The organism is Lentzea sp. NPDC051838 (assembly GCF_040681245.1).
GTDB lineage: Bacteria > Actinomycetota > Actinomycetes > Mycobacteriales > Pseudonocardiaceae > Lentzea.
The window spans coordinates 1-25,566 of sequence record NZ_JBFAYI010000017.1 but is presented as its reverse complement, the minus strand read 5'-3'; the positions used below and the strand labels follow the sequence as shown (position 1 = coordinate 25,566).

The following is a 25,566-nucleotide window of genomic DNA, read 5'->3' as shown; positions in this document are numbered from 1 at the left end:
ACAGCGACTAGGCTCTGGTTCGTGGAGAAGCGAATCGCAGGCAGGTTGAACCGCCAGGTCGGCGTCGTGGGGCTGGGTTGCTGGCAGCTCGGCGCCGACTGGGGCGAGGTGGACGAGAGCGAGGCGCTCGCGTTGCTGCACGCCGCCGCCGACACGGGGGTCGACTTCTTCGACACCGCCGACGTGTACGGCGACGGTCGCAGCGAGACGCTCGTCGGTCGGTTCCTCAAGGAGCGTGGGGACGGCGTTTTCGTCGCCACGAAGATGGGGCGGCGGCTGCCGGCGCAGACCACGGAGGGGTACAACCGGGAGAACTTCCTCGCGTGGAACGACCGGAGCCGCCGCAATCTCGGTGTCGACACGCTGGACCTGGTGCAGCTGCACTGTCCGCCCACGCCGGTGTACAGCCGGGACGAGGTGTACGACACCTTGGACGAAATGGTTGAGCAGCAACGGATTGCTGCTTATGGCGTGTCGGTGGAGCGGGTCGAGGAGGCGCTGGAGGCGATCAGGCGTCCGCACGTGGCCAGCGTGCAGATCATCCTGAACGCGTTCCGGCTCAAGCCTCTCGAAGAGGTGCTGCCCGCGGCTGCCGAGGCGGGCGTCGCGATCATCGCGCGGGTGCCGCTCGCATCCGGGTTGCTGACCGGGAAGTACGACAAGGCAACGACTTTCGGCGCTGATGACCACCGCAACTACAACCGCAACGGTGAGGCGTTCGACGTCGGCGAGACCTTCTCCGGGGTCCCGTACGAGGTCGGGCTGGAAGCCGTGGAACGGCTCCGGCCGCTCGTGCCGGACGGTGCCACGATGGCGCAGTTCGCGCTCAGGTGGATCGTGGACCAGCCCGGCGTCACCGTGGTGATTCCCGGCGCGCGCAACGTTTCGCAGGCGCGGGCGAACTCAGGGGCTGCGGATCTGCAGCCGGTGGACGGAAAGGCTGTCGCCGCCGTCTACGACGAGCTGATCCGGCCGCACGTGCACGACCGGTGGTAGGTCACTCCTCGGCGAGGATGGCGTAGAGCTTGCGCCGCAGTTCGTTGTAGAGCTCGACGGTGCGGGCCTTCTGCTCGGGCGTGCCCGCGTGGGAGATCTGCTCCATCGCGCTGCCGAGCAGCCGGACCGCGGTGCGCAGTTCGCCGTCGACCGGGTCGAGCTGGATGTCGATGTCGCGCCAGGGCGGGGCCGTGTGCTCCGTCCTGCCGTGTTCGGTGACTGTGAACAGCTTCTTGCCTCCTTCTTCCGCTGAGGAGATGAGGCCTTCGTCGGCGAGCATCTGCAGCGTCGGGTAGACCGAGCCGGGGCTCGGGCTCCACACGCCGCCGGTGCGCCTGGCGATCTCCTGGATGATCTCGTAGCCGTGCATCGGCCGTTCTGCCAGCAAGGACAGAACCGCCGCCCGGACGTTGCCGCGCCTCTGGCGGCCGCCCCTGCCACCGCCTCTACCGCCCCCGAAGGGGCCGTGGCGATGCCTCTGGTGGTGCTCTCTGTGGTGTGGTCTCATCATCATGTCGCTAACGATATATCGGAATCTATCGCGATGCAACGGTCTTGTGCCGGCGAAGTTCGTGGGACACTAGATGTGCTATGACCTCGCTTCCCCTTGTCTTCGACGCGCCCAAGCGCGGCCTGCCGCCGCGCCACCTGGTCGACCTCTCACCTGCTCAGCGCGCGGAAGCCGTTGCGGCCCTTGGTGAGAAGCCGTTCCGTGCCAAGCAGCTGTCGAACCACTACTTCAGCCGCCTGACCGTCGACCCGGCCGAGATGACCGACATCCCGGCCGCCACGCGCGACAAGCTCGTCGCCGACCTGATGCCGCCGCTGTTCACGGTCGTGCGCAAGGTCACAACCGACGAGGGGACCACCGCCAAGACGCTGCTGCGCGCCCACGACGGCACGCTCATCGAGAGCGTCCTGATGCGCTACCCGGACCGCGCGACGCTGTGCATCTCGTCGCAGGCGGGCTGCGGCATGGCGTGCCCGTTCTGCGCGACCGGCCAGGGCGGCCTGCAGCGCAACCTGTCGACCGCGGAGATCGTGGACCAGGTCCGCCTGGGTGCCGCGGCGATGCGCGACGGCGACCTGCCCGGAGGCCCCGGCCGCCTGTCGAACATCGTCTTCATGGGCATGGGCGAGCCGCTCGCGAACTACAAGCGCGTGATCGAGGCCGTGCACCGCATCACGGCTCCGGCGCCGGACGGTCTGGGCATCTCGCAGCGGACGGTGACGGTGTCGACGGTCGGTCTGGTGCCGGCGATCAAGAAGCTGACCGAGGAGAAGTTGCAGGTGCGGCTGGCGGTGTCGTTGCACACGCCGGACGACGAGTTGCGCAACACGCTGGTGCCGGTCAACACGCGGTGGGACGTGGCCGAGGTGCTGGAGGCCGCGCGCGGGTACGCGGACCAGACCGGGCGGCGGGTGTCGATCGAGTACGCGTTGATCCGGGACATCAACGACCAGGGCTGGCGGGCGGACCTGCTCGGTAAGAAGCTGCGCAAGCACCTGGGGCAGTTGGTGCACGTGAACCTGATTCCGCTGAACCCGACTCCGGGGTCGAAGTGGGATGCGTCGCCGAAGCCGGTGGAGCGGGAGTTCGTGCGGCGGGTGCGGGAGCAGGGTGTGGAGTGCACCGTGCGGGACACGCGTGGGCAGGAGATCGCGGCTGCCTGTGGTCAGCTCGCGGCTGAGGGCTGAACAGCGCGCCTGGCCGACTTGACCCGTCACCACCATCCGTAGGTGCTAGCATTGACTGCAATGACAGCATCGGAGGTGGATCATGGCGGTCCTTACGATCCGCGACTTCGACGAGAGTCTGAAGGCAAAACTGAGGATTCGCGCGGCTGAACACGGCCGATCGATGGAAGCCGAAGTGCGTGCGATTCTCGCTGCGGTGTTGACCAAGTCCGAGTCGGGGCCCGGTATGGGGTCGAGAATCCGGCAGCGTTTTGCCGACCTGGATGATGTCTCCTTCGAGCCTCCGCAGCGTACGGAGCGGGCGCGAGCAGCGGAGTTTCCCGAGTGATCGTTCTTGACACCAACGTCGTTTCCGAACTCATGAGGCAGGTTCCGAACGACGAGGTGGTTCGCTGGGTCGATCGGTACCCGGCTGATGAAGTCTTCATCACCGCTGTCACGGCTGCCGAGCTTGCGTACGGCGTCGAGCGAATGCCGGATGGCCAACGCAAGACCACACTCGCGGTCAAGGTCTCCGAACTCCTGACCGAGGACTTCCAGGGGCAGATCCTGCCGTTCGATGGCGTGGCAGCTGCGCACTACGGCGAGATCGCAGCGGTACGTGAGGAACAAGGTTCTCCGATCAGCATGGCCGATGCGCAGATTGCTGCGATCTGCCGCCGCTTCGCGGCTTGCTTGGCCACTCGTAACACCAAGGACTTCATGGACACGGGTATCACCTTGCTGAACCCGTGGAGCGACGCCGAGCGCTTGTAGTTCGCAGCGGACGGTCACGGTGTCGACGGTCGGTCTGGTGCCGGCGATCAAGAAGTTGACCGAGGAGAAGCTGCAGGTGCGGCTGGCGGTGTCGTTGCACACGCCGGACGACGAGCTGCGCAACACGCTGGTGCCGGTCAACACGCGCTGGGACGTGGGGCAGTTGGTGCACTTGAACTCGCTGGAGGAACGTCCGCGTGGTCGGCATGATCGCGTCATGCACGAGCCAGTCCTGAGCTGCACCCGAGAGTTCGAGCCTGCCTACGAGGTCGAGGTGGGGCCGGAGTTCCCGTCCAACGGCGACTGGTCCTGCCCTGTCTTCGCCTTCGATCGCGATGGCCGGGTGGTCGAGGAGTTCGTGTCGCGGTGGGGCGCTTCGCTCACGGTTCGGGTGAAGCCGGGCGAGGACGCGGAGTGGGTGGGTCTCTTCCCCGCCGGCGGGCTCGGCGGTCTGGACGGCGTGTTCGCGTGCCCGGCGGCCGCGCAGTTGTGCGTTGTGGTGGACGGGTTGGCCTTCTTGCTGGACGTTCACTCGCCTGTCGCGGCGGTCGTTGCCCAAGACCAGGTGACGCAGGTCGTGCCCGTGGTCGGTGCGCCGCTGGTCCTGCTGGTCAGGTGCGTCGACATCGTGGCCATCGGGCCTGAGGGCGTTGCTTGGCGATCTCCGCGCTTGGCGTTGGACGGTCTGCGCGTGGTGCACGCGCATGTCGACGGCATCCGTTGCGTGGACGACGACAGTGCGGGCGTCGTGGTGGATCCGGCCACCGGTGAACCTCGGCGATGAAGCTCGAGGGGGAACGCTGGCGCGCGCTCGTCAGCACGGTCAGGCTGGGGCGTGACGAGTACAGGGTGGTGCAGCCGGCCCGGCCGCTCACGCACGCGCCGCTGTACGAGGGGTACCTGGGCGTGGAGACCTGTGTGGACAAGGCGTCCGCGCGGGCGATCGCCATGGCTTGGGAGTTCGCGATGCGGTCGCCACGGACGTTGGTTCACTTGCCGTTGCGGCGCAGCGATGTTGGGTGCCGGTGGGGTGGCGACGGGCCGTTGCTGGATCTGGTGCTTGTGCACCACAGTCTTGGGTTCCGGCTGTCCAAGTGGAAGGACGTGCGGGCGAAGCTCAAAGGCGGGCGGCCGCACACCGTTGAGTGCCAAGGGTTTCAACGGGAACCTGACTACGAGAGGTTGCAGCACAAGGGCAACCGGGACTTGCTCCGGGGCGAGATCGTGGCCGACACGGTGTTCGTGGTGGGGAGCAGGGTGGCGTTCGAGGTCGAGGGCCAGAAGTTGAAGGGCCTGGTCGAGGACTGTCCGCGGCACATGCACGAGAGTCCTGGCACGCATTGCTGTGCGGAGATCGCTGAGGATCGGTGGAATCCGCAGTGGATGCACGTGGTGTACTGCGACGAGCATCGGGTTCATGCCTGAGGGGGCATCGTGGGAGTGATGTACGACTACTTCGCGTGGTGATGGGACAACTGGAAGAGCGCTCACGGGACGGACTTACGACCCGGCTTGGCTGGCCGACGTTCTGAGTGAGCTCAAGGCGTTGGCGATTGAGGCCGTGAGCAAGGGAGAGCGGCTTTACTGCTGGATGTGCCTCTAGGGTTTCACCTCGGCCAACGAACCGGTGGCCACCTCGAACACGAAGCCCCGCACGGAGTCCTTCACCGGGATGAACGGGTTCGCCTGCACGCGCGCGATCGACTGGCGGACGTCCTTCCTCCAGGTCGCTTAACGCCTCGGCGGCCCAGGCCGGTTTCACGCCGACGTCGTCCAGGATCGACTGCTTGAAGGCGTCGTCGGTGAACGTGAGCATGCCGCAGTCGGTGTGGTGGGTGAGGATGATCTCGCGGGTGCCTCGGCGGGCCCAGCGCGCGGTAGACGTCGAGGCGAGCATCCATGCAGGCGACCACGGCCACTTGTTTGGCTGGCGGTAGGGGAGCGGCCGGAGAACTGGGTGGCGTACACCGCGTTGTGTGCTCATGAGGTGGGAATGGCCCCCGCTCAGACATGAGCGGGGGCCGAGACAAACCTAGAGCTGCCAGTTCTGGTTGGCGGCGCCCGAGCACGTCCAGATGATCAGCCGGGTGCCGTCGGCCGAGGAACCGCCGGCGGCGTCCAGGCACTTGCCGGACTGGGGATTGCGCAACGTCGTGCCCACGAGCGACCACGCCTGGGCGCCGGTGCCGTTGCAGGTCCACAGTTGCACAAGGGTTCCGTTCGAAACTCCGGAGCCGGCCACGTCGAGGCACTTTCCCAAGGCGCGCAACGTGTCGCCGGTGCGCGACCACTGCTGGGCGCCCGTGCCGTTGCAACCCCAGAGCTGCACAGGAGTTCCGTCGGCGGTCGAGGAACCGTTGACATCAACGCATTTTCCGCCGATGCCGACGATCGAACCGGAGCCGGAAGACACCAGGAACTGGCTGCGCGCGACGTTCCAATGCGTTGCCAGGTAAGAACCCGCGGCCGGGTTGGTGTGGAAGTAGTCGTCGCCACCGCAGTCGATCTGGTTCTCCGGCGCGCCGGGGCACACGTTCACCAGGCCGCCGGGCGGCGACGGGATGCCGCCGTCGTCGTAGCACATGATGTCCTGGTCGTCCCAGCAGTGACCGTAGGCGGTCGAATGCGGGGCGGAGCGCTGGACCGCGCCCAGGGTGTGCAGAAGTTCGTGGGCGCTGGCTTGCCACGTCCAGCAGCCTGTTCCGACCGCGGCGTAGGACGGTCCCGAGTTGTAGCCGTTGTCGGCGCCTGGACGGTCGTCGCCCGGCGCACCCCACGCCACGCCGCAGCCGCCGGAGTCGTGCCAGAACAGGTACTTGCGGTCGGTTCGGTTGTAGCCGCGCAGAGCGAGCTGGTCGGCGATGGAAGAAGGCGAGGACATCGCTGACTGAGGCACGACAACGTTGTCCACGGACGCACGGCAGGAAGAATTCGTCACGAAGCGCACGTGCCGGACGCCGCCGCCCAGACGTGAGGCCGCCTCGACGAACGTGTTGTCGATCTGGTCGGCGAACGTCTGGAACTGGCCCACGAACTGCGCGTACCGGTCCGCGGACTGGTCGCCGCGCACGTAGACCGCCTGCACGCGCTTGCCGCTGACGCCGTCGCCATCACACACGACGGACTGGATCGAAACGTCCGAAGAAGGCTCCCGGAACTCGTCGGGCAAAGAGTCCACGACCGGACTGAGCAGGGATAAAGCCGCCAACAACACACCAAAGGACATGACAGGGACCGCCTTGCTGTGTGAACAACAGGGAAGCGGTCTAGACCAATGATAACCGTAGCGAATCGGACACGCGGTGTCAGCGGACAGAACCGGACAGGAAACCGGTCGCCGAACGGGTGCCGATACCATGCCGCGCGTGGGGGAACCGACGAGGCTGGTCGCGGGCAGATACGCGACGATCAGAGAGCTCGGCCGGGGCGGCATGGGGGTCGTCTGGCTGGCCGAGGACCGGGTCATCGGACGGCAGGTCGCGCTCAAGGAGCTGCGGACCACCGAGACCGAGCGCGTGCTCCGCGAGGCGCGCACGGCAGGGCGTCTGAACAGCCCGAACGTCGTCGGCATCTACGACGTCATCGTCGAGGACGGCGTCACCTACCTGGTCATGGAGCTCGTCGAGGCCCCCACGCTCTCGGAGGTCATGACCCGCAAGAGCCTCACCGAGGACGAGGTCGCGGACATCGGCCTGCAGGTGCTCAGCGCGCTCGAAGCCGCCCACGCGGCGGGCATCGTGCACAGGGACGTCAAGCCCAGCAACATCATGGTCACGCAGAACGGCACGGCGAAGCTCACCGACTTCGGCATCGCCAAAGCCATGGACGACCCCGGGTTGACGGCCACGGGCGGCATCATGGGCTCGCCCGGCTACATGGCGCCGGAGCTGTTCGCGGGCAAGCAGCCGTCACCGGCGAGCGACCTGTGGGCGTTGGGCGCCACCATGTTCCACGCCGTCGAGGGTCGTGCACCGTTCCAAAGGGACACGACCGCGGCCACGATGCACGCGATCATGTACGAGGAGCCGGTGCTGCAACGCACCCAGGGGCCTCTCGCCGCCACGATCATGGCGCTGCTCACCCACGACGACGCCCAGCGCATCACCGCGCCCCAGTTGCGGGAACGGCTCAACGACCGCACCAAGGTCGTCCGGCCGCCCACGCAGTCCGAGCAGACCGTCGTCATCGAGCCGGTCACCACGTTCGTCGCGCCGAACACCCCGACGCGCGACGACTGGGATGCCGAGAAACCCAAGTCCCGCAAGAAGATCGGCGTCATCGCGGGCGCGACCGCCGCGGCCGTGGTGGTCGCACTGGCCGCGGTGTTCCTGATCAAGCCGACCACGCCCGGCACGGCATCGCCGCAGCAGGACCAAGGCTCCAGCGAGCAGCCGACGAGCGAGACGAGCAGCACCGCCTCCAGCGCGCCGTCCAGCAGCTCGGCCCCGAGCAGCAGCAGTGCGGCGCCGTCGTCCAGCCAGGGCCCGAAGCCGACGCAGGGCCAGACGCAGCCGAACCAGCCACAGCCGACCACGACGCCGCCCAAGCCGCCGAGGGAAAGCCTCGTGTTCTCCCGCTACCGCAACGGTGGCGGCTGGCACTACAGCGGCACCTCGCGCGTGCCGGTGCCCGCGGGCTTCTCGGTGGAGAACACCGGCGGTCTGGGCAAGCTGCTCGCGAAGTCCGAGCCGAACACGCTGCCGTTGTACGCGTGTCAGGTCAACAACTCCGAGGACCGCATGACCTCGGCCGCGTCCGACTGCGAGAAGCAGCAGGTCTCCAGCACCACCCCGCTCGGCTGGGTCTTCAAGAAGGACGCGAAGCCCTCGGACGTCAACGTGCTGCCGTTGTGGCGCTGCAACATGGGCGGTCACCACTTCGACTCGGTGACGAACAACTGCGAGGGCAAGACCATGGAGTTCCAGTTCGGGTGGGTCCTCGCGTGATCGCCGGCCGGTACCGCACGATCCGCGAGCTCGGCCGTGGTGGCATGGGCGTGGTCTGGCTGGCCGAGGACCAGGTCATCGGACGCCAGGTGGCGCTGAAAGAGCTGCGCACCACCGAAGTCGAGCGCGTGCTCAGCGAGGCCCGCACCGCAGGCCGCCTGAACAGTCCGAACGTCGTCGCGATCCACGACGTGATCACCGAGAACGGCGTCACGTACATCGTGATGGAGTTCGTCGAGGCGCCCACGCTCACAGACCTCATGGCGCGCAGGACGTTCACCGAGGACGAGGTCGCGAGCATCGGCCTGCAGGTGCTCAGCGCGCTCGAAGCAGCGCACGCGGCCGGCATCGTGCACCGGGACGTCAAGCCCAGCAACATCATGGTCGCGCCGGACGGCACGGTGAAGCTGACGGACTTCGGCATCGCGCGAGCCATGGACGACCCCGGTCTGACGGCCACGGGCGGCATCATGGGCTCGCCCGGTTACATGGCACCGGAACTGTTCGCGGGCCAGCCGCCGTCACCCGCGAGCGACCTGTGGGCGTTGGGCGCCACCATGTTCCACGCGATCGAGGGCCGCTCACCGTTCCAAAGGGACACAACAGCGGCGACGATGCACGCGATCATGTACGAGGAGCCGGTCCTCCAGCGCACCAGAGGCCCGCTCGCGAACGTGATCATGGGGCTGCTGCACCAGAATCCAGCTCAGCGCCTCAACGCGGCCCAGACCCGCGCACAGCTCGGCTCACCGTCCGAACGCACCGTCGTCATCGAGCCGGTCACGACCTTCGTGGCGCCGACCCGGGAGGAGTTCCCCGAGCCCAAGCGCAGGACGGGCGTGATCGTGGGCGCCGGCGTCGCCGTCCTGGCGGTGATCGCTCTCGTCACGTTCCTGATCGTGCAGCCGAAGGACGAGCCGATCACCCCGGCTGCGCAGCAGAGCACGACCACCACGACCACGACGGCGACGACGTCCAGTGCCGCGCAGAGCAGCAGCTCAGCGGTGCCGTCGTCGAGTGCTTCCAGCCCGCCTCCGTCCAGCCGGACGAGCACTCCCCAGACCACGCAGGTCGCGCAGCCGCCGCAGAAGCCGAAGCGCAAGACCAAGGCGCTGACCCGCTGGAACGACGGCAAGTGGTACTTCACCACCTCCGACGGGTTCGCGAAGCCCGCGCAGTTCAACGCGCTCGACGGCCCGGCCGGCTGGGTGGCCGCGGAGCAGGAGCCGGGCACCCGCGAGCTCTACGCGTGCAAGATCGGTACCGCCGGCGACTACATGACCGCGGTCAACTTCGACTGCGACGGCCACCAGCGGCTCGGCTCGCTCGGCTACATCTTCGTCAACAAGCCCGCGGAAGGCGCGGTCATCGCGCTCTACCGCTGCACGAGGGACAACGGCACCCGGCACTTCGACGCGCTCGACAGCAGCTGCGAGGGCGAGCATCTCGACGGTCAGCTCGGCTGGGTGCTCAGCGGGCCGTAGCGGGCTCCAGTCCCAGCGGCTCGGCGGAGTCGAACGTCTCGCGCGCCTCGGCGACGGACTCGTAGTTCCGCTGCGCCCACGACCGCAACGCGGCGAGCGGCTCCGTGACGCTGCGACCGAGCGCGGTCAGCTCGTACTCGACGCGCAACGGCACCGAGGGGTAGACCGTGCGCGTGACGAGCCCATCGCGCTCCAACGTGCGCAACGTCTGCGTGAGCATCTTCTGGCTGACGCCCTCCAGCCGGCGCTTCAGCTCGCCGAACCGCTTGGGTCCGTCCTCCAGCGCTCCGATGGCCAGAGCGGTCCACTTCGATGCGACCATGTCCAGCAGGTCGCGGCACGGGCACATCTTGAGGTAAACGTCCCTGATCACGCCTAGTTTCTACCAGGTACCTAGTGCACAAGATAGTGCCTAATTGCCAGGAGAGACCTGCTCTCCCAAGCTAGTACCCATGCGAGCGATCATCCAGAACGAGTTCGGCGGCCCTCTCACCCTCACCAATGTCCCCAAGCCCCAGCCCCTCCCGACCGAGGTGCTCGTCAGGGTGCACGCGGCCGGCGTGAACCCGGTCGACTGGAAGACCAGGGCCGGCAGCGGCATGGCCGGCCTGCAGAGCTTCCCGTTCATCAACGGCTGGGACGTCTCGGGTGTCGTCGAGGAGGTCGGTTTCGGGGTGACGACGCTCAAGCCCGGCGACGAGGTCTACGGCATGCCGCGCTTCCCGCACGCCGCGAGCGCCTACGCCGAGTACGTCACCGCGCCGAGCAGGCACTTCGCGAAGAAGCCGAAGAGCCTCACGCACGTCGAGGCGGGCGCGTTGCCGTTGGCCGCCCTCACCGCGTGGCAGATCCTCAAGGACACCGCCGACGTGCAGCCGGGGCAGAAGGTGCTGATCACGGCCGCGGCGGGTGGCGTCGGCCACCTCGCGGTCCAGATCGCGAAGGCGCAGGGCGCGTACGTCGTCGGCACCGCGCGCGAGGCCAAGCACACGTTCCTGAAGGACCTCGGCGCGGACGAGGTGATCGACTACACGCGGGCCGACTACCAGGGCACGGACATCGACGTGCTGGTCGACCTGGTCGGTGGCGCGTCACCCGACCCGGTGCGGCCCGGCGGGTTGTTCGTCGGCGTCCCGTCCGGAGTGGACAGCGTGAGTCGCGAGGGAATCCGGATCAGCCCGATCCTGGTCGAACCGGACCGCGCGGGACTGGAGGCGATCACCGCGCTGGTCGACCGGGGCGCGCTCAAGGTCCACGTCGACGCGACGTTCCCGCTGGAGGACGCCGGAAAAGCGCATGCCCTGGGCGAGACGGGTCGCACCCAGGGCAAGATCGTGCTCGAAGCGCTCTAGCGGCGCCAGGACGTCTTGCGACGAGCGGCGTCCCACACCAGGAACGCGATGATCGTGACCCCGGTGGCGACCAGGTAGACGTTCTCGGTGTTGCCGTGGTGGTTACCGATCAACATCAGGAAGCAGAAGCCCGCGGAGAGCCAGCCGGCGATGCGCGTGCCCTTGGGGAACGTGCCGTGCCAGCCCCACTCGTGCGACGGCTCCTCGTGAGGGTCGACGGCAGGACGCTTGTCCAGTTCCGAGGACGAAGCCACGGTTTCCTCCACTGCTCATCCGGATTACCGGGTCATCGTCGCACACGTTCATCAGCACGGAGGTGTGAGGTCGCGCGCGCACGACTTACGGGCGAGGTCGTGCGCCGATACTCTCAGCGCGGCCACACCCTCTGATCTTGTGAAGGCGCCTCGACTTGACCGGCTTCTCTCCCGCTGAGGCCTCCACCCCGGACACGTTCGCTCCCGTCGAGATCGGTCTCCACGGGGTGCGCAAACGCTTCTCCGACCAGGTGGCGGTCGACGGCATCTCGCTGAACGTCCACGAAGGCGAGTTCTTCTCGGTTCTCGGCCCGTCCGGCTGCGGCAAGACCACCGTCCTGCGGATGATCGCGGGCTTCGTCGACCCGGACGAGGGCCGCATCGAGCTCGACGGCAACGACATGGTGGGCGTTCCTCCGTACCGGCGGGACGTCAACACCGTCTTCCAGTCCTACGCGCTGTTCCCGCACATGTCGGTGTGGGACAACGTCGCGTACGGCCTGAAGCGCAAGAAGATCCGCGGCGAGGAGCTCAAGAAGCGCGTCGGCGAGCACCTCGAACTGGTGCGGCTCTCCCAGTTCGCCAAGCGCAGGCCGACCCAGCTGTCCGGCGGTCAGCAGCAGCGCGTCGCCATCGCCCGCGCGCTCGCCGCCGGGCCACGGCTGCTGCTGCTCGACGAACCACTGGGTGCTCTCGACGCCAAGCTGCGCAAGGAGCTGCAGATCGAGCTCATGCGCATCCAGCGCGAGGTCGGCACGACGTTCCTCTACGTCACGCACGACCAGGAAGAGGCGCTGGTCCTCTCGCACCGCATCGCCGTGATGAACGCGGGCAAGGTCGAGCAGGTCGGCTATCCCGAGGACGTCTACGAGCGCCCCGCCACCCGGTTCGTCGCGGGCTTCATCGGCACGTCCAACATCCTCGACGCCGAGGTGTCCGGTGTGGACGGTGAGTTCGCCGCGCTGACCGCTCCCGGTGCCACGAACCTGCGCGCCAAGTTCTCCGGCAGCGTCAGCCACGGCGCGAAGGTCGCCGCGACCGTCCGCCCGGAGAAGGTGCACCTCTACAACGAGACCGCCGAGCCGCCCACGGGCTGGTGCGTGCTCAAGGGCGTGGTCCAGGACGTCGTCTACACCGGCGTCTCCACGCAGTTCGTGGTCGACACGCCCGGCGGCGAGCTGGTCGCGTTCGTGCAGAACGCCCAGCGCATCGACGACGCGGGTGCGCCCGGCCAGCCGGTGCGGATGGCGTGGGATCCCGAGTTCACCGTGCTGCTGGACAAGGCCAATGGCTGAGCTGCGGATCGCCCGGCTCTGGGACAGTCCGAGGATGACCCGGCGGGCGATGCTGGGTTCGATGGCGTACTTCGCTCTGGCGGCCTGCGCGGTAGGCCCGGCACCGACGAACAGCGCGGGCGGGGGCACGGCCAAGGCCGTCAACCTCGTCGACGAGCCCAAGCTCAACTTCTACAACTGGACCGACTACATCGCGCCGGAGACGTTGCCGGGCTTCCAGACCATCACCGGTATCGAAGTCACGTACGACAACTTCTCCACCAACGACGAGATGGAAGCCAAGATCGCGTCCGGTCAGGCCGGCTACGACCTGGTGGTGCCTTCGGACAACTTCCTGCGCCGGTTCCTCAGGTCGGGCCTGCTGCAGCCGCTGGACCACGACGCGATCCCGAACCTCGTGAACCTGGAGCAGCGGTTCGTCGAGGCCGACTACGACCCCGGTAACAAGTACTCCGTGCCATGGGCTTGGGGCACAACGGGTCTGGCGTACTCGAAGTCGCAGATCGGCGGCGACGTGACGGGGTTCGACGCCTACGACCTGCCGAACGCCGAAGGGCGCAGCTCGATCCTGGACGAGGCACGCGACGGCCTCGCGCTGGGTCTGCTCAAGCTCGGCCACGACCCGAACACCACGGACGCGAGGCAGATCGACGACGCGGCGAACTTCCTGCTGTCGTTGAAGAAGAAGCTCGGCCAGATCACCTCCGACGTGATCGAGCCGCTGACCTCGGGTCAGGTGCGGCTGGCGCAGTCGTACTCCGGTGACGCGTTCCAGGCGAAGGCGGCCAACGACGACATCGGGTACGCGATCCCGACCGAGGGCGGACTGTCCTACGTGGACCTCCTTGTCATCCCGAAGGACGCGCCGCACGCCGGGAACGCGCACCGGTTCATGGACTACATCCTCGGTGCGGACACGGGTGCGGCGCTGTCCAACGCGGTGCGCTACGGCAGTCCCAACGCTGCTGCGAAACCGTTGATGGACAAGGACCTGCTGAACGACCCGGTGGTCTACCCGTCGGAGGAGCAGCTCAAGAAGCTGCCGTTCACCAAGGACCTCGGCGGCGAGGCCGAAGCCCTGTACGCCGACGCCTGGACGAAGGTCAAGACCGGCTGACCGGGAAGCTCGCCAGACCCCTGATCGTCACCGAGGAGCGGAAGATCACCGGACCGTTCTGGCGCAGCTCCGGCATCCGGCGGGCCAGCGCGCGGAATGCCACCTCGCCCTCCATGCGGGCGAGCGTCGCGCCCAGGCAGTAGTGGATGCCGCTGGAGAACGCCAGGTGCTCCGGCTTCTGCACGCGCATGACGTCGAACCGGTGCGGCTCGGGGTAGACCTCCGGATCGCGGTTGGCCGCCCCGATGATGATGTTGACCATCTCGTCGGTGCGGATGTCGTCGACCTGCTCCTGCGCGATGCGGCCGGTCAGCTGCACCGGCGGCGCCCAGCGCAGCGTCTCCTCCACCACGTCGGACGCGAGCTCGGGATGGGCCTTGAACAGCGCCCACTGCGCCGGGTGGTCGAGCAGCGCCCGCGCGCCGTTGCCGATCAGGTTCACCGTGGTCTCGAACCCGGCGACGAGCAGCAGCACGAGCGTGCCCATCAGCTCCTGCGCGGTGAGCTTCCGCTCGGCCTCGGCCGCGACCAGCGAGCTGATCACGTCGTCGCCCGGCCTGGCGCGGCGTTCGGCGATGAGCCGCTCGAACAACGCGAGCACCTTGTCGTTGGCGTGCCTCATCTCCCCGGTGACACCCGTGTCGAACGACCTGGCGACGAGCGCGCCGTAGTCGGCGAACTCGGCGGTGTCGGAGTCGGGCACGCCGAGCAGGTCGCTGATCACCGCGATCGGCAGCGGCGCCGCGAAGTCCGTCATCAGGTCGAACTCGCCTGCGTTTGAATTCTCAGGGTCCAGCAACGACTCCGCGACCTTCTCGACGCGCGTCCGGTACTCGTCGATCTTCTTCGGGCTGAACGCGGGCATGGCCAGCCTGCGCAGCCTGGTGTGGTCCGGCGGGTCCAACTCCAGGAACGACTGCGGCAGCAGCCCGGCGAAGCCCGGATAGGTGCCGTCGGTGAACCGCATGCCGAACCGCCGGTCGCGCAGGACCTTGTTCGACACCGCGTGGCTCGTCGTGACCCACTGGCCGCCTACCTCGACCAACGGTCCTAGCGCGCGCACCTGCTCGTAGATCGGGTGCGGGTCCTCATGACCGGTCAACTCCTCGAACATCGCCTACCCCCTCCAACGCTCCCAGCTCCAGCGTAAGGATCAGGGTGTGCGGTTTCACATCTCGTTCCATTAGCCACGGTCAGGGCCTTGAACAGCGTTGACGTGGCTGTTCGCATGGCATGATCTGCTTCTGTGTTGCGACGCTGGCTGAAGGCCAACGCCCTGCTGGCGCCCACCGGGCTGTGGCTGGGGATTTTCCTGATCGCGCCGCTCGTGGTCGTCGTCGAGTTCAGCTTCGCCACGCGGGACACCGGTGTCGCCCGCGCGGTGCTGCCGTGGACCACGCAGGCCTATCTGAGGGCGCTCGACCCGGCGTTCCTGCCGATCTTCGGCCGGACCCTGGTCTACGCGGTGGCGACGACCCTCGCCTGTCTGCTGCTGGGTTTCCCGCTGGCGTGGTTCATCTCGCGCTACGGCGGCCGGTACCGCACGGTGCTGCTCGCGGCGGTGCTGATCCCGTTCTGGTCGAGCTATCTCGCGCGGATCTACGCGTGGAAGGCGTTGCTCGATGGCGAGGGTCTCGTCAACACCGTGCTCGGCTGGGTGGGGCTCAACCGAGACGGCGGGTTCCTGCTGACGCACGGCGCCGTGATCCTCGGGCTCACGTACGGGTTCCTGCCGTTCATGGTGCTGCCGCTGTACGTGGCGTGCGAGCGGTTCGACTTCCGGCTCGTCGAGGCGTCGTTCGACCTCGGGCACGGGCGGGTGTCGACGTTCTTCCGGGTGGTGCTGCCCGGTGTGTTCACGGGTGTGCTGGCCGGCTCGTTGCTGGTGCTGGTGCCGTCGGCGGGTGATTTCGTGACGCCGAAGTTGCTCGGCGGTGTCGACCAGTCGACGTTCGGTTCGGTGATCGACGACCAGTTCCGCGGCGGCAACAACTGGCCACTGGGTTCCGCGATGGCGGTGCTGCTACTCGTATTGGTGGTGCTCGTGCTGCTGCTGCGCGGGCGACGAGGGGAGGACGTCCTGTGAACCGTCGTCCGTGGGCGCTCGGGCTCGTCGTGGCCTTCGTCTTCCTGTTCCTGTACGCGCCGATCGTGTGGCTGGCGCTGGCGTCGTTCAACTCGTCGCGGTCGTTGAGCAAGATCAGCGGGTTGTCGACGCAGTGGTACGCCGAGCTGTTCGACGACACCCGCGTGCTGGACTCGTTGCGGCTCACCCTGCAGCTGGCGCTGGCGTCGGCGGTGATCTCGACGGTGATCGGCACGCTGGCGGCGTTCGGGCTGCGGCGGGCGTTCCCCGGTCGCGGGTTGTGGACGGTGTTGCTGTCGCTGCCGCTCGTGGTGCCCGAGGTCGTCATGGGTGTGGCGATGCTGGGGTTCTTCGTGAAGCTGGCGGGGATTCCGCTCGGGTTCGGCGCGTTGCTGTTCGCGCACGTGGCGTTCTCGTTGAGCTTCGTGGTCGTGGTGGTGCGGTCGCGGGTGTCCGGAATGGACGTTCGGATGGAGGAGGCCGCCGCGGATCTCGGGGCGTCGCCGTTCACCGCCTTCCGAACTGTCACGCTGCCGTTGGTGGCGCCCGCGGTGGTGGCCGGTGCGGCGTTCGCGTTCTTGCTGTCGTTCGACGACGTGGTGATCTCGTCGTACCTGACGGGGGTCGGGTCGACGACGTTGCCGGTGTTCGTCTACGCGCAGGCCTCGAAACGCGGTATCTCACCGGAGATCGTGGCGTTGTCGACGTTGATGGTGACGGCGACCGCGGTGCTGCTGATCACGGGTGTGGTGATCGCGTCGTGGCGCGCGCGGAAGGCGGGATCCACCGCGCAGCTGGTCTAACTTCGCGCCGGAGCTGTATCTGGGCGCCGGTGCCGACGACTTCCCAGGTGGTGACACCGGCAGTTCTTGGGGGAAGACGTGCCGCAGTTGCGCATTCACTTCACCGATCGGGACATCGCGCGGACGCGGTTGACGCTGGCACCGGACGTGCTGCGGGAGATCGTCGGCAGTGCCCAGATCCTGCGTCAGCCCGGCCAGGCCTTCGGTTCGTGGCGCAGACGCGTGCACGAGCTGGCCGTGCACGACCCGGAGTTGCGCACGGCACTCCGCACGGTGCTGTCGACGCGGCCTGGGCGCCTGCGGGAGAACGACGGGGCTGTGCGCGTCTACTTCAGGGACCTGGTCGAGCCGTACCTGCCGATGATCGAGGACGCGCTGTGCACCGACGTGGCGGCGGGGATCCAGCGGTATCTGCAGTGCGGTCCGGAAGGACTGCTCGGGGTGCTCGGTCCTGCCACGCGGTGGGATCCGCCGGTGTTGTCCGTCGACCACCTGCGCCCACACGAAGTGCACCTCGGCGGGCAGGGGATCGTGCTCGTGCCGTGCTACTTCGCTCTGTACCACCAGATCGCGCCCGGTCCGGTGCTGGTCTGCCCGATCCGCACCGAGTCCCGGCGGAAGGCGGAGCGCGGCGACCACGTGACCGCGTTGCTCGGTGCCACCAGGGCGTCGATCCTGCGTTCTTTGGTCGGCGGGAGCACCACCTGCAAACTGGCGAAGCAGGTGGGTGTCGCTCCCGCCACGGTCAGCCATCACACCGGCGTGCTGCGCGAGGCGGGCCTCATCGCCACCGAGCGCGAGGAGAACTTCGCCCGGCACCTGATCACGCCGCTGGGGCTGAGGGTGCTCGCCGCGGACCGGTGAGCACCCTCACCAGGTCACCAGCAGGTGTTACCGGTGACCCACTTGTGCGAGCGGATCTTCACGTTCGGGAAGTTGGGTGCTTCCGCACCCCGGACGACGTAGTACGCGACGTCGCCGCTGTAGTTCGCGCCGGGGTAGAGGCACACCCTGGCGTAGGACGTGTTCTGCCCGGCGTTCTCGACGGCCCGCACGGCACGGGTCCCCGACCACGAACACCTGACGGACCCGCCCTGCCAGTCCGGGTCCGCACTGCCCCAGCTGCAGCGGCTGCTGCTGCCGTCGGCCACCGGCCACGCGCACATGTTGCCGGCACCGCACGACAGCGCCTGGGCGGACACGTCCGCCACCGGTGCCCCCACCTCGATCTCGGTCTTGCCGCTCGCCGCCGACGCGGTTCCCAGCAACGACATCAGCATCAAGGCGGCGGCGAACAGCACAGCCATCGTTTTTCTCATGTTTCCCCCTGAGAGAATTGATGTGCAGGCCGGGAGTCTGCCGAGACAGACGGCTGTGCGGAGCGTCCTTCGAACCTCGTCGAAGGGCTTCCACGTGGCACGTCAACTTTCGTCGCGCGAATTCGATACTCCAGCGTGCCGCGCGAACGTGGGACGTCTCGTAGCTTGAAAACGTGATTACTGCTGTGCGGACCAGGGCCGACGCCGTGTGCGCCGACACCCTGGCCCGGCTCAAGGCGCTGACGCCCGTGCGGGTGGTCGGCGAGGTGGTCGTGATGATCGCCGCGATCCTGCTGGACCTGTGGCCGGGGCCGTGGGCCGAGGAGAAGGCGTCCGGCTGGGCGCTGGCCGGGTTCATCGCCGTCTACCTGGTGCTGCTGCCGTTGCGGCAGGTGTTCCCCGCGGTGGTGATGATCGGCGGCGCGGCGATCCCGTTCCTCGGGCCCGCGCTGATGGTCGTGCTGAGCTACACGGCCGGGCGGCGGATCGAGTCGTGGGTCAAGGCCGTCGTGTCGACCGCGGTCACGTTCGTCGTCGTGGTGCTGATGTGGGACTGGGACGCGCGTCCGGTCGACATCGAGCCCGTCTACGGGATGCTCATCCTGGTCACGATCTTCGGCGTGGGCGTGGCGCTGCCGTTCCTCGTCGGCCGGTACCTGGCGCAACGCGAGGCGCTCGTGCAGGCGATGCGCGACCGCGAGACCCGGATGCAGGGCGAGCACAAGATGTTGTCGCGGCAGGTGCGTCTGCGCGAACGCAGCCGCATCGCCCAGGACATGCACGACAGCCTCGGCCACCGGCTTTCGCTGATCTCGGTGCACGCGGGGGCGTTGGCGCTGGACCCGTCGCTGGGGGACAAGCAGCGCGAGGCGATCGGGGTGCTGCGCTCGGCGGCGTTGACCGGCATGGAGGAGCTGCGGGCGATCATCGGCGTGCTGCGTGCGGAGGACGGGCCCGACGACGACCCCGCCACACGCACTGTGGAGTCCATCGACTCGTTGGTGAGCGACGCGCGCAAGGCCGGTGTGTTGGTGTCGTTGGTCCGTGGCGGGCAGGCGCACCCATTGCCGTCACGGGTGTCGCACGCGGCTTATCGCGTGGCGCAGGAAGGTCTGACCAACGCCGCCAAGCACTCGCCAGGCGCCGCCGTGCAGGTCACGGTGAAGTACGAGCCGGACGCGCTGGTCGTCGAGGTCCGCAACAACCCGTCCCGCAGCGGTTCCAGCGGTGGGGAGCCCGGTGTCGGCCTGATCGGGCTCACCGAACGCGTGCGCGTCGCGGGCGGCATCCTGCACGTCGGCGCGCTGCCGTCGGGTGGCTTCCGGATCGCCGCCGTGCTGCCGTACGAGGAGACCGCGCTCCCGGACGAGCCGGAGGACGAGCAGGACGAGACCGAGTCACCGCAGGGGATCCGCAAGTGGGCGGGCATCGGGTCGATCGCCGGTGCGTCGACCGTGCTGGCGATCATCATCGGCGGCTTCACCTACCTCGGCGCGCAACCGGTGACCGAGGTCGTGACGCAGCAGAACCTCGACAGGATCCAGGAGGGTCAGTCGGAGGCGGAGGTGATGAAGCTGCTGCCGTCGGGCGACGAACCCCTGGTGGGCGACGGTGAACGCAAGTCGCAGGCTTCTCCGGAACCGGCCGGCGCACGCTGCGTTTATCACGTCACCGACGAGCAGTCGTACCTCGCCAAAGGCACCCGAGTGGTGCGCTTCTGCTTCCGGGACGGCAAGCTGGTCGAGAAGAAGATCCACGTGCAGAGGACAGGTTCATGATCCGGGTGCTCATCGCCGACGACGAGCCGTTGATGCGCGCCGGCATCAAGGCCATCCTCGGCACAGCCGACGACATCGAGCTCGTCGCGGAGGCGGGCGACGGCCGCGAGGCGGTGCAGATCGTCCGCGAACGCCGCGTCGACGTGGCCGTGCTCGACATCCGCATGCCGCGGATGGACGGCCTGGCGTGCGCGAAGGAGCTGCGGGTCGTCGCGCCTTCCGTGCGGGTCGTGATGCTGACGACGTTCGGCGAGGACGAGAACATCGTGCGCGCGTTGTCCGACGGCGCCGCCGGGTTCCTGTTGAAGGACTCCGCGCCCGAGGAGCTGCTACGGGCCGTGCGTGCGGTCAACAACGGCGAGGCGTACCTCTCGCCGATGGTCACCTCGCGCGTGGTCGGAATGGTGGCGACTTCCGGCCAGCCGAAGAGGCAGGAAGCGCAGAAGGCCGTAGCCGGGCTGACCGAGCGCGAGGTCGAGGTGCTGGCGTTGCTCGGGCAGGGGATGTCGAACGCGGACATCGGCGCGAAGCTGCACATGTCCGAGGCGACGGTGAAGACGTACGTGTCGCGGTTGCTCGCGAAGCTGGGGCTGACGAACCGCGTGCAGGCCGCGCTGCTCGCACGGGACGCGGGGCTGGCGAGCTGATGGTTCCCGCAGATCTCCTGGAAATCGCCGAAGCGCTCGTCCCCGGTGCTCGGCTCGACTCCGCACGCCTCGCCGACATGGGCAACATGCACCACGTCGTGCTGCTCTCCGGCGTCGCGGCCGTGCGCATCACCAAGCGCCCCAGCAGTGCCGCCGAGATGCCGCGCCGCATGGCGAAACTTCGCGCCATCGCGGCTGCGGGTTTGCCTTTCGCCGTGCCCGAGCCGCTGACCCCGGTGACCGAGTTCGGTGAACGCACGGCAGTCGCGATCTCGTGGATCGGCGGCGACGGACTACCGGAGGGCGTCGGCGACCCGGCGGCGTTCGGGCAGCTCTTCGGGGCCTTGCGCGAGGCCGAGATCACGCCGGAGCTCGAGGCCGTCCTGCACGTGCCGCGGAAGTACGCCGACGGTGTGGGATGGGCCGAGATCCTCGACGGCGTCGTACCCGAGTTGCCCCTGAAGTGGCGGGACCAGGTCCGGCGCGGGGTCGACACGCTGCTGGAGCTCGACGAGGTCCCGCCCCGGCTCGTCCACGGCGACCTCGGCGGCCCCAACGTCCACTTCGGCGAGGACGGCAAGCTGGTCGGCGTTCTCGACTGGGACCTGTCGACCCTGTACGACCCCGCGGTCGACGCGGCGCTCGTCGCGAGCTGGCACGGCTGGGACGTCCTGCGCGGTGCCGTCGACGACGAGACCTACCGACGGGCCCACGCCTGGCACCACTCGGTCGGCGCCGAGCACCTGCACGCGGTGCTCGCGGGCAAGCCCCTGGCGCACACCGGCGGTTTCGTCGGCTCGGTCGTCGCCTGGCTGGAGGAGTCCGGCTGAGACGAGAGGCCGTCCGGGTGTCACCCGAACGGCCTCAAACGTCCTGCACGGCTAAACGCGGCTTCGCCTGCCGGTCACCAGGCGGTAGATGGCGAGCAGGATCAACGACCCGACGATGGCGAGCAGCCACGTCCGGAGTTCGAAGAACGAGCCCAGATCGGTCCCGAAGAGCGCGGATCCGATGAATCCGCCGAGGATCGCGCCCACGATGCCGATCAGCATCGTGATGATGATTCCGCCGGGGTCGCGGCCAGGCATGATCGCCTTCGCGATGGCACCGGCCAGCAGACCGAGCACGATCCAACCCAGGATGCCCACGGAGAGTCTCCTTCCATCCGCTTGTCGCGAACGGAATGCCCCCGAACTGGCGACTTCACGCCTCCAAAACCACTCCGTTATCAAAGTAACGGGCTGTGCCGGGCTCTCAGGCACTCTCCGGAACAATGAGGGGCGATGAGTACTCCACGCACTGTCCTGATCCTGGGATCGACCGGCTCCGTCGGCACCCAGGCGCTCGACGTCATCCGGCGCAACCGCGACCGCTTCCAGGTCGTCGGGCTCGGCGCGGGCGGGCGTCAGCTGGACCTGCTCCAGCAGCAGGCAGCCGAGTTCGGCGTCGGCACGGTCGCCGTCGCGAACGGCGCTGACGTACCCGGCGTCAAGACGCTGACCAGCATGGTCGACCTGATCGAAGCCTGCCCCGCGGACGTCGTGCTCAACGGCATGGACGGCTCGCGCGGGCTCGAACCGTCGCTGAAGGCGCTGGAGACCGGCGCCAAGCTCGCGCTCGCGAACAAGGAGTCGCTCATCGCGGGCGGGCCGCTCGTGCTGAAGGCGGCCAAGCCCGACCAGATCGTGCCGGTCGACTCGGAGCACTCGGCGCTCGCCCAGTGCCTGCGCGGCGGCTCCCCGCACGAGGTGGCCAAGCTGGTGCTCACGGCGTCCGGTGGCCCGTTCCGCGGCAGGACCCGCGCCGACCTGGCCGACGTCACCGTGCAGCAGGCGATGGCGCACCCGACGTGGTCCATGGGCCAGGTCGTCACGATCAACTCCGCGAACCTGGTGAACAAGGGCCTCGAGCTCATCGAGGCGCACCTGCTGTTCGGCGTGCCCTACGACCGCGTCGACGTGGTGGTGCACCCGCAGTCCATCATCCACTCGATGGTGACCTTCACCGACGGCTCGACGCTCGCCCAGGCCTCCCCGCCTGACATGCGTCTTCCGATCTCACTCGGTCTCGGTTGGCCCGAGCGCGTCGCCGGTGCCGCGGCCGCCTGTACCTTTGACACCGCCACCTCGTGGACGTTCGAGCCGCTGGACAGCGTCACGTTCCCCGCGGTCGAGCTCGCGCGGCAGGCGGGCAGCGGCGGAGGCTGTCTCCCCGCGATCTACAACGCCGCGAACGAGGAGGCACTCGCTGCTTTCGTCGCGGGCAAGACGTCGTTCCTGTCGATCGTGGACACCATCGGCCAGGTTCTCGGCGAGGCGAATGACTGGCAGAGGGACCCCGCTGACGTAGCGGAGGTCCTGGCCGCCGAGGACTGGGCACGCGCACGTGCCCGCGAGCTGGTTGGAAGGAACTGAACTTCTCGTGAACACATTCATCAACATCCTCGGGGTGCTGTTGTTCGCGTTCGGCATCGCGGTGTCCATCGCGCTGCACGAGTTCGGGCACCTGCTGACCGCGAAGGCCTTCGGCATGAAGGTCACCCGCTACTTCATCGGCTTCGGCCCGAAGCTCTTCTCGTTCCGCAAGGGCGAGACCGAGTACGGCCTGAAGGCGATCCCGGCCGGCGGTTTCTGCGAGATCACCGGCATGACGGCCCTGGAGGACGTCCACCCGGACGACAAGCCGCGCGCCTTCTACAAGCAGAAGGTCTGGAAGCGCGTCGTCGTTCTCAGCGCCGGCTCCATCACGCACTTCCTGCTCGGCATCATCATCCTGCTGATCCTCGCGATGTCGCTGGGCCTGCCGAACAACAAGGACGTCCCGGTCCTCGCCCAGGTCTCCGACTGCGTCCAGGACTACACGGTCCCGTTCGACGCCCCGTGCCCCGCCGGCGCCCCGTCGCCCGCGAAGTCGGCCGGCCTCAAGCCCGGTGACCAGATCGTCTCGATCGCGGGCAAGCCCATCGCCACCTGGTCGGACATGCAGAAGGTCACCCGCGACCTGAGCGGCCCGAACGAGTTCAAGGTCCTGCGCGACGACAAGGAGATCGCCCTCACCGTCGACGTGCCGCGCGTCACCCGCCAGGTGTCCGACGGCAAGGGCGGCGTCGAGGTCAAGACCGTCGGCGCCATCGGCGTGATCGTCCAGCAGGCCTTCACCTACGGCCCGATCGACGCGATCCCCGCCACCCTCTCGTTCACCGGCGACATGTTCGTGAACACCTGGAAGGGCCTCCTGCGCTTCCCGGAGCGCATCCCGGCCGTGGTCAAGGCCATCGGCGGCGGCGAACGCGACCTGGACACCCCGATCTCGGTGGTCGGCGCCTCCCGCCTGGGCGGCGACGCGGCCGAGCGAGGCCTCTGGGCGTTCTTCATCCTGATGCTCGCGGGCCTGAACTTCTTCGTGGGTGTGTTCAACCTCCTGCCGCTTCTCCCGCTAGACGGTGGTCACATCGCCGTCAACCTCTACGAACGGGTGCGAGACTGGATCAGGAAGCTGCGCGGGAAGCCTGCCGGCGCCCCGGTCAACTACATGCGCCTGCTGCCCCTCACCTACGTGGTCATCTTCATCGGCGGCGCCATCACGCTGCTGACCGTGACCGCCGACATCGTCAACCCGATCAGGTTGCAGTAGTAGTGAAGAAATACGGAAAGGTGCACAACCCATGAGTGACGGCGTGATGCTCGGAATGCCGGCACTGCCGCCGCCGGTGCTGTCGGAACGTCGCAAGACCCGCCAGCTGATGGTGGGCAACGTCGGTGTGGGCAGCGAGTTCCCCGTCTCCGTCCAGTCGATGACGACGACCCTGACGTCGGACGTCAACGCGACGCTGCAGCAGATCGCCGAACTAACGGCGGCAGGCTGCGACATCGTCCGAGTCGCCTGCCCCTCGCAGGACGACGCGGACGCCCTCCCCGCGATCGCCCGCAAGTCCCAGATCCCGGTGATCGCGGACATCCACTTCCAGCCGAAGTACGTCTTCGCGGCCATCGAAGCCGGCTGCGCGGCAGTCCGAGTCAACCCGGGCAACATCCGCAAGTTCGACGACCAGGTGAAGGAAATCGCGGCCGCCGCTCGCGACCACGGCACCCCGATCCGAATCGGCGTCAACGCGGGCTCCCTGGACCCCCGTCTTCTGCAGAAATACGGCAAGGCCACCCCGGAGGCCCTGGCCGAGAGCGCCATGTGGGAGGCCTCGCTCTTCGCCGAGCACGACTTCCACGACATCAAAATCTCGGTCAAGCACAACGACCCGGTCGTGATGGTCCGCGCCTACGAACTGCTGGCCGAGCAGTGCGACTACCCGCTCCACCTGGGCGTCACCGAGGCGGGCCCGGCCTTCCAAGGCACCATCAAGTCCGCCGTGGCCTTCGGCGCTCTGCTCCGCCAGGGCATCGGCGACACCATCCGGGTGTCTCTGAGTGCCCCGCCGGTAGAGGAGATCAAGGTCGGCCACCAGATCCTTCAATCCCTCAACCTGCGCCCGCGCAAGCTGGAGATCGTCTCCTGCCCGTCCTGCGGCCGGGCCCAAGTGGACGTCTACACCCTCGCCGAGCAGGTCACGGCCGGTCTCGAGGGCATGGAGGTGCCGTTGCGCGTAGCCGTAATGGGCTGCGTGGTGAACGGCCCTGGCGAGGCCCGCGAGGCCGACCTGGGCGTAGCCAGCGGCAACGGCAAGGGCCAGATCTTCGTGAAGGGCAAGGTCATCAAGACCGTCCCCGAACACGCGATCGTGGAAACCCTCATCGAAGAGGCCATGCGCCTGGCCGAGGAGATGGAGCCGGTAGAGGGCGAGTCCCCGGCAGTAACGGTCGGCTAGACACCTTAAGCACCACGAAGGCGCTTCCCCAAGGGGAGGCGCCTTCTGCTTTAGCGAAGCCGCAGGCGAGCAGGCGATGGCGAAGCCGAGCTAGGCGATGCCGAAGGCGAGCTGCCCTTCTCGTGCGCTCCGGCGGGCCCCGTCACGAGTCGTGCCTGATCGTTGGCCGCGCCAGAGGGGTTGGGTCAAGTCGACACGCTTTTCGTCGACTTGACC

General features: G+C 68.0%; 26 protein-coding genes and 2 pseudogenes. 20 read left to right on the top strand and 8 right to left on the bottom strand.

Annotated features, from left to right (window positions below; genetic code table 11):
• Positions 1-21: 21 nt before the first annotated feature.
• The gene (locus AB0M24_RS29915; RefSeq protein ID WP_363775166.1) at positions 22-996 is read left to right on the top strand and encodes an aldo/keto reductase; all 975 of its coding nucleotides are present in this window, start codon (positions 22-24) and stop codon (positions 994-996) included.
• Position 997: 1 nt separating this feature from the next.
• On the opposite strand, the gene AB0M24_RS29910 is transcribed toward AB0M24_RS29915, so the two are convergent.
• On the bottom strand, positions 998-1,384 hold the full coding sequence (locus AB0M24_RS29910) for a PadR family transcriptional regulator (protein WP_363775163.1): 387 nt from the start codon (positions 1,382-1,384) through the stop codon (positions 998-1,000).
• A gap of 203 nt (positions 1,385-1,587) precedes the next feature.
• Here AB0M24_RS29910 and rlmN point away from each other — a divergent pair, with 203 nt between their 5' ends.
• The 5 genes and pseudogenes from rlmN (at position 1,588) to AB0M24_RS29885 (ending at position 4,875) form a co-directional block, all read left to right on the top strand.
• Positions 1,588-2,694 (top strand): 23S rRNA (adenine(2503)-C(2))-methyltransferase RlmN, encoded by a 1,107-nt coding sequence (gene rlmN / locus AB0M24_RS29905; protein ID WP_363775160.1) that lies wholly within the window; start codon positions 1,588-1,590, stop codon positions 2,692-2,694.
• 82 nt (positions 2,695-2,776) lie between these two features.
• The gene (locus AB0M24_RS29900; RefSeq protein WP_363775157.1) at positions 2,777-3,022 is read left to right on the top strand and encodes a plasmid stabilization protein; all 246 of its coding nucleotides are present in this window, start codon (positions 2,777-2,779) and stop codon (positions 3,020-3,022) included.
• Positions 3,019-3,450: a type II toxin-antitoxin system VapC family toxin gene (locus tag AB0M24_RS29895; protein ID WP_363775154.1), complete on the top strand. Its 432-nt coding sequence runs from the start codon at positions 3,019-3,021 to the stop codon at positions 3,448-3,450. Before AB0M24_RS29900 ends, AB0M24_RS29895 begins: the two co-directional genes overlap by 4 nt.
• Positions 3,451-3,454: 4 nt before the next feature.
• Positions 3,455-3,619 (top strand): annotated as a pseudogene (locus tag AB0M24_RS29890) (23S rRNA (adenine(2503)-C(2))-methyltransferase RlmN); the annotation flags it as partial.
• Between the two features lie 611 nt (positions 3,620-4,230).
• A complete protein-coding gene (locus tag AB0M24_RS29885) occupies positions 4,231-4,875 on the top strand; it encodes a hypothetical protein (RefSeq protein WP_363775151.1) in 645 nt (214 codons plus the stop codon).
• Positions 4,876-5,049: 174 nt separating this feature from the next.
• Here the strand turns inward: AB0M24_RS29885 and AB0M24_RS29880 are convergent.
• Together AB0M24_RS29880 and AB0M24_RS29875 are read right to left on the bottom strand one after the other, a co-directional pair.
• Positions 5,050-5,418: pseudogene (locus tag AB0M24_RS29880) on the bottom strand (carbonic anhydrase).
• Positions 5,419-5,482: 64 nt separating this feature from the next.
• Complete coding sequence (locus AB0M24_RS29875) at positions 5,483-6,628, bottom strand: ricin-type beta-trefoil lectin domain protein (RefSeq protein ID WP_363775147.1); 1,146 nt, start codon at positions 6,626-6,628, stop codon at positions 5,483-5,485.
• Positions 6,629-6,806: 178 nt separating this feature from the next.
• On the opposite strand from AB0M24_RS29875, the gene AB0M24_RS29870 reads away from it, so the two are divergent.
• Both AB0M24_RS29870 and AB0M24_RS29865 read left to right on the top strand, forming a co-directional pair.
• Positions 6,807-8,396: a serine/threonine-protein kinase gene (locus tag AB0M24_RS29870; RefSeq protein ID WP_363775144.1), complete on the top strand. Its 1,590-nt coding sequence runs from the start codon at positions 6,807-6,809 to the stop codon at positions 8,394-8,396.
• Positions 8,397-8,440: 44 nt separating this feature from the next.
• Positions 8,441-9,880, top strand: a complete 1,440-nt coding sequence (locus AB0M24_RS29865) for a serine/threonine-protein kinase (protein WP_363775559.1) — start codon at positions 8,441-8,443, stop codon at positions 9,878-9,880.
• On the opposite strand, the gene AB0M24_RS29860 is transcribed toward AB0M24_RS29865, so the two are convergent.
• The gene (locus AB0M24_RS29860; protein ID WP_363775556.1) at positions 9,867-10,229 is read right to left on the bottom strand and encodes a helix-turn-helix domain-containing protein; all 363 of its coding nucleotides are present in this window, start codon (positions 10,227-10,229) and stop codon (positions 9,867-9,869) included. The two genes, AB0M24_RS29865 and AB0M24_RS29860, sit on opposite strands and share 14 nt — an antisense overlap.
• Positions 10,230-10,332: 103 nt before the next feature.
• Here AB0M24_RS29860 and AB0M24_RS29855 point away from each other — a divergent pair, with 103 nt between their 5' ends.
• Positions 10,333-11,232, top strand: a complete 900-nt coding sequence (locus AB0M24_RS29855) for an NADP-dependent oxidoreductase (protein ID WP_363775141.1) — start codon at positions 10,333-10,335, stop codon at positions 11,230-11,232.
• On the opposite strand, the gene AB0M24_RS29850 is transcribed toward AB0M24_RS29855, so the two are convergent.
• Entirely contained in the window at positions 11,229-11,486 is a 258-nt protein-coding gene (locus AB0M24_RS29850; protein WP_363775138.1) for a DUF2631 domain-containing protein, read from the bottom strand. The two genes, AB0M24_RS29855 and AB0M24_RS29850, sit on opposite strands and share 4 nt — an antisense overlap.
• A 155-nt stretch (positions 11,487-11,641) precedes the next feature.
• On the opposite strand from AB0M24_RS29850, the gene AB0M24_RS29845 reads away from it, so the two are divergent.
• Together AB0M24_RS29845 and AB0M24_RS29840 are read left to right on the top strand one after the other, a co-directional pair.
• Positions 11,642-12,781, top strand: coding sequence for an ABC transporter ATP-binding protein (locus AB0M24_RS29845; protein ID WP_363775135.1), 1,140 nt, complete (start codon positions 11,642-11,644; stop codon positions 12,779-12,781).
• Positions 12,774-13,898, top strand: coding sequence for a spermidine/putrescine ABC transporter substrate-binding protein (locus AB0M24_RS29840; RefSeq protein WP_363775132.1), 1,125 nt, complete (start codon positions 12,774-12,776; stop codon positions 13,896-13,898). The genes AB0M24_RS29845 and AB0M24_RS29840 overlap by 8 nt, the downstream gene beginning before the upstream one ends.
• Here AB0M24_RS29840 and AB0M24_RS29835 read toward each other — a convergent pair.
• A complete protein-coding gene (locus tag AB0M24_RS29835; RefSeq protein ID WP_363775129.1) occupies positions 13,885-15,012 on the bottom strand; it encodes a cytochrome P450 in 1,128 nt (375 codons plus the stop codon). The two genes, AB0M24_RS29840 and AB0M24_RS29835, sit on opposite strands and share 14 nt — an antisense overlap.
• A 132-nt stretch (positions 15,013-15,144) precedes the next feature.
• Here AB0M24_RS29835 and AB0M24_RS29830 point away from each other — a divergent pair, with 132 nt between their 5' ends.
• From AB0M24_RS29830 to AB0M24_RS29820, 3 genes are all read left to right on the top strand, one after another.
• Positions 15,145-15,984: an ABC transporter permease gene (locus AB0M24_RS29830; protein WP_363775126.1), complete on the top strand. Its 840-nt coding sequence runs from the start codon at positions 15,145-15,147 to the stop codon at positions 15,982-15,984.
• Entirely contained in the window at positions 15,981-16,787 is an 807-nt protein-coding gene (locus AB0M24_RS29825) for an ABC transporter permease (RefSeq protein ID WP_363775123.1), read from the top strand. Before AB0M24_RS29830 ends, AB0M24_RS29825 begins: the two co-directional genes overlap by 4 nt.
• Positions 16,788-16,865: 78 nt before the next feature.
• A complete protein-coding gene (locus tag AB0M24_RS29820; protein ID WP_363775120.1) occupies positions 16,866-17,651 on the top strand; it encodes a winged helix-turn-helix domain-containing protein in 786 nt (261 codons plus the stop codon).
• A gap of 14 nt (positions 17,652-17,665) precedes the next feature.
• Here AB0M24_RS29820 and AB0M24_RS29815 read toward each other — a convergent pair whose 3' ends face one another.
• Positions 17,666-18,106: a hypothetical protein gene (locus tag AB0M24_RS29815; RefSeq protein ID WP_363775117.1), complete on the bottom strand. Its 441-nt coding sequence runs from the start codon at positions 18,104-18,106 to the stop codon at positions 17,666-17,668.
• Positions 18,107-18,279: 173 nt separating this feature from the next.
• Between AB0M24_RS29815 and AB0M24_RS29810 the strand changes: the two genes are divergently transcribed.
• The 3 genes from AB0M24_RS29810 to AB0M24_RS29800 are packed head-to-tail and all read left to right on the top strand — an operon-like array spanning position 18,280 to position 21,361.
• Complete coding sequence (locus tag AB0M24_RS29810) at positions 18,280-19,884, top strand: histidine kinase (RefSeq protein ID WP_363775114.1); 1,605 nt, start codon at positions 18,280-18,282, stop codon at positions 19,882-19,884.
• Positions 19,881-20,531 (top strand): response regulator transcription factor, encoded by a 651-nt coding sequence (locus tag AB0M24_RS29805; protein ID WP_363775111.1) that lies wholly within the window; start codon positions 19,881-19,883, stop codon positions 20,529-20,531. The genes AB0M24_RS29810 and AB0M24_RS29805 overlap by 4 nt, the downstream gene beginning before the upstream one ends.
• Positions 20,531-21,361, top strand: a complete 831-nt coding sequence (locus tag AB0M24_RS29800; RefSeq protein WP_363775108.1) for an aminoglycoside phosphotransferase family protein — start codon at positions 20,531-20,533, stop codon at positions 21,359-21,361. The genes AB0M24_RS29805 and AB0M24_RS29800 overlap by 1 nt, the downstream gene beginning before the upstream one ends.
• A gap of 51 nt (positions 21,362-21,412) precedes the next feature.
• On the opposite strand, the gene AB0M24_RS29795 is transcribed toward AB0M24_RS29800, so the two are convergent.
• Entirely contained in the window at positions 21,413-21,679 is a 267-nt protein-coding gene (locus AB0M24_RS29795; protein WP_363775105.1) for a GlsB/YeaQ/YmgE family stress response membrane protein, read from the bottom strand.
• A 135-nt stretch (positions 21,680-21,814) separates the two neighbouring features.
• On the opposite strand from AB0M24_RS29795, the gene dxr reads away from it, so the two are divergent.
• Genes dxr through ispG form a run of 3 tightly spaced genes read left to right on the top strand, consistent with a single transcriptional unit; the run spans position 21,815 to position 25,350 of the window.
• Entirely contained in the window at positions 21,815-22,945 is a 1,131-nt protein-coding gene (dxr, locus tag AB0M24_RS29790) for a 1-deoxy-D-xylulose-5-phosphate reductoisomerase (protein ID WP_363775102.1), read from the top strand.
• A gap of 7 nt (positions 22,946-22,952) precedes the next feature.
• Complete coding sequence (locus AB0M24_RS29785; RefSeq protein WP_363775099.1) at positions 22,953-24,164, top strand: site-2 protease family protein; 1,212 nt, start codon at positions 22,953-22,955, stop codon at positions 24,162-24,164.
• Positions 24,165-24,219: 55 nt separating this feature from the next.
• On the top strand, positions 24,220-25,350 hold the full coding sequence (gene ispG / locus AB0M24_RS29780; protein ID WP_363775553.1) for a flavodoxin-dependent (E)-4-hydroxy-3-methylbut-2-enyl-diphosphate synthase: 1,131 nt from the start codon (positions 24,220-24,222) through the stop codon (positions 25,348-25,350).
• Positions 25,351-25,566: the final 216 nt, after the last annotated feature.

Coding starts and splice junctions, on each gene's coding strand:
- AB0M24_RS29800 (WP_363775108.1), top strand. CDS start 20,531: ATGGTTCCCGCAGATCTCCTGGAAATCGCCGAAGCGCTCGTCCCCGGT.
- AB0M24_RS29900 (WP_363775157.1), top strand. CDS start 2,777: ATGGCGGTCCTTACGATCCGCGACTTCGACGAGAGTCTGAAGGCAAAA.
- AB0M24_RS29815 (WP_363775117.1), bottom strand. CDS start 18,106: ATGAGAAAAACGATGGCTGTGCTGTTCGCCGCCGCCTTGATGCTGATG.
- AB0M24_RS29835 (WP_363775129.1), bottom strand. CDS start 15,012: ATGTTCGAGGAGTTGACCGGTCATGAGGACCCGCACCCGATCTACGAG.
- AB0M24_RS29840 (WP_363775132.1), top strand. CDS start 12,774: ATGGCTGAGCTGCGGATCGCCCGGCTCTGGGACAGTCCGAGGATGACC.
- ispG (WP_363775553.1), top strand. CDS start 24,220: ATGCCGGCACTGCCGCCGCCGGTGCTGTCGGAACGTCGCAAGACCCGC.
- AB0M24_RS29865 (WP_363775559.1), top strand. CDS start 8,441: ATGGGCGTGGTCTGGCTGGCCGAGGACCAGGTCATCGGACGCCAGGTG.
- AB0M24_RS29870 (WP_363775144.1), top strand. CDS start 6,807: ATGCCGCGCGTGGGGGAACCGACGAGGCTGGTCGCGGGCAGATACGCG.
- rlmN (WP_363775160.1), top strand. CDS start 1,588: ATGACCTCGCTTCCCCTTGTCTTCGACGCGCCCAAGCGCGGCCTGCCG.
- AB0M24_RS29855 (WP_363775141.1), top strand. CDS start 10,333: ATGCGAGCGATCATCCAGAACGAGTTCGGCGGCCCTCTCACCCTCACC.
- AB0M24_RS29885 (WP_363775151.1), top strand. CDS start 4,231: ATGAAGCTCGAGGGGGAACGCTGGCGCGCGCTCGTCAGCACGGTCAGG.
- dxr (WP_363775102.1), top strand. CDS start 21,815: ATGAGTACTCCACGCACTGTCCTGATCCTGGGATCGACCGGCTCCGTC.
- AB0M24_RS29805 (WP_363775111.1), top strand. CDS start 19,881: ATGATCCGGGTGCTCATCGCCGACGACGAGCCGTTGATGCGCGCCGGC.
- AB0M24_RS29860 (WP_363775556.1), bottom strand. CDS start 10,229: ATGTGCCCGTGCCGCGACCTGCTGGACATGGTCGCATCGAAGTGGACC.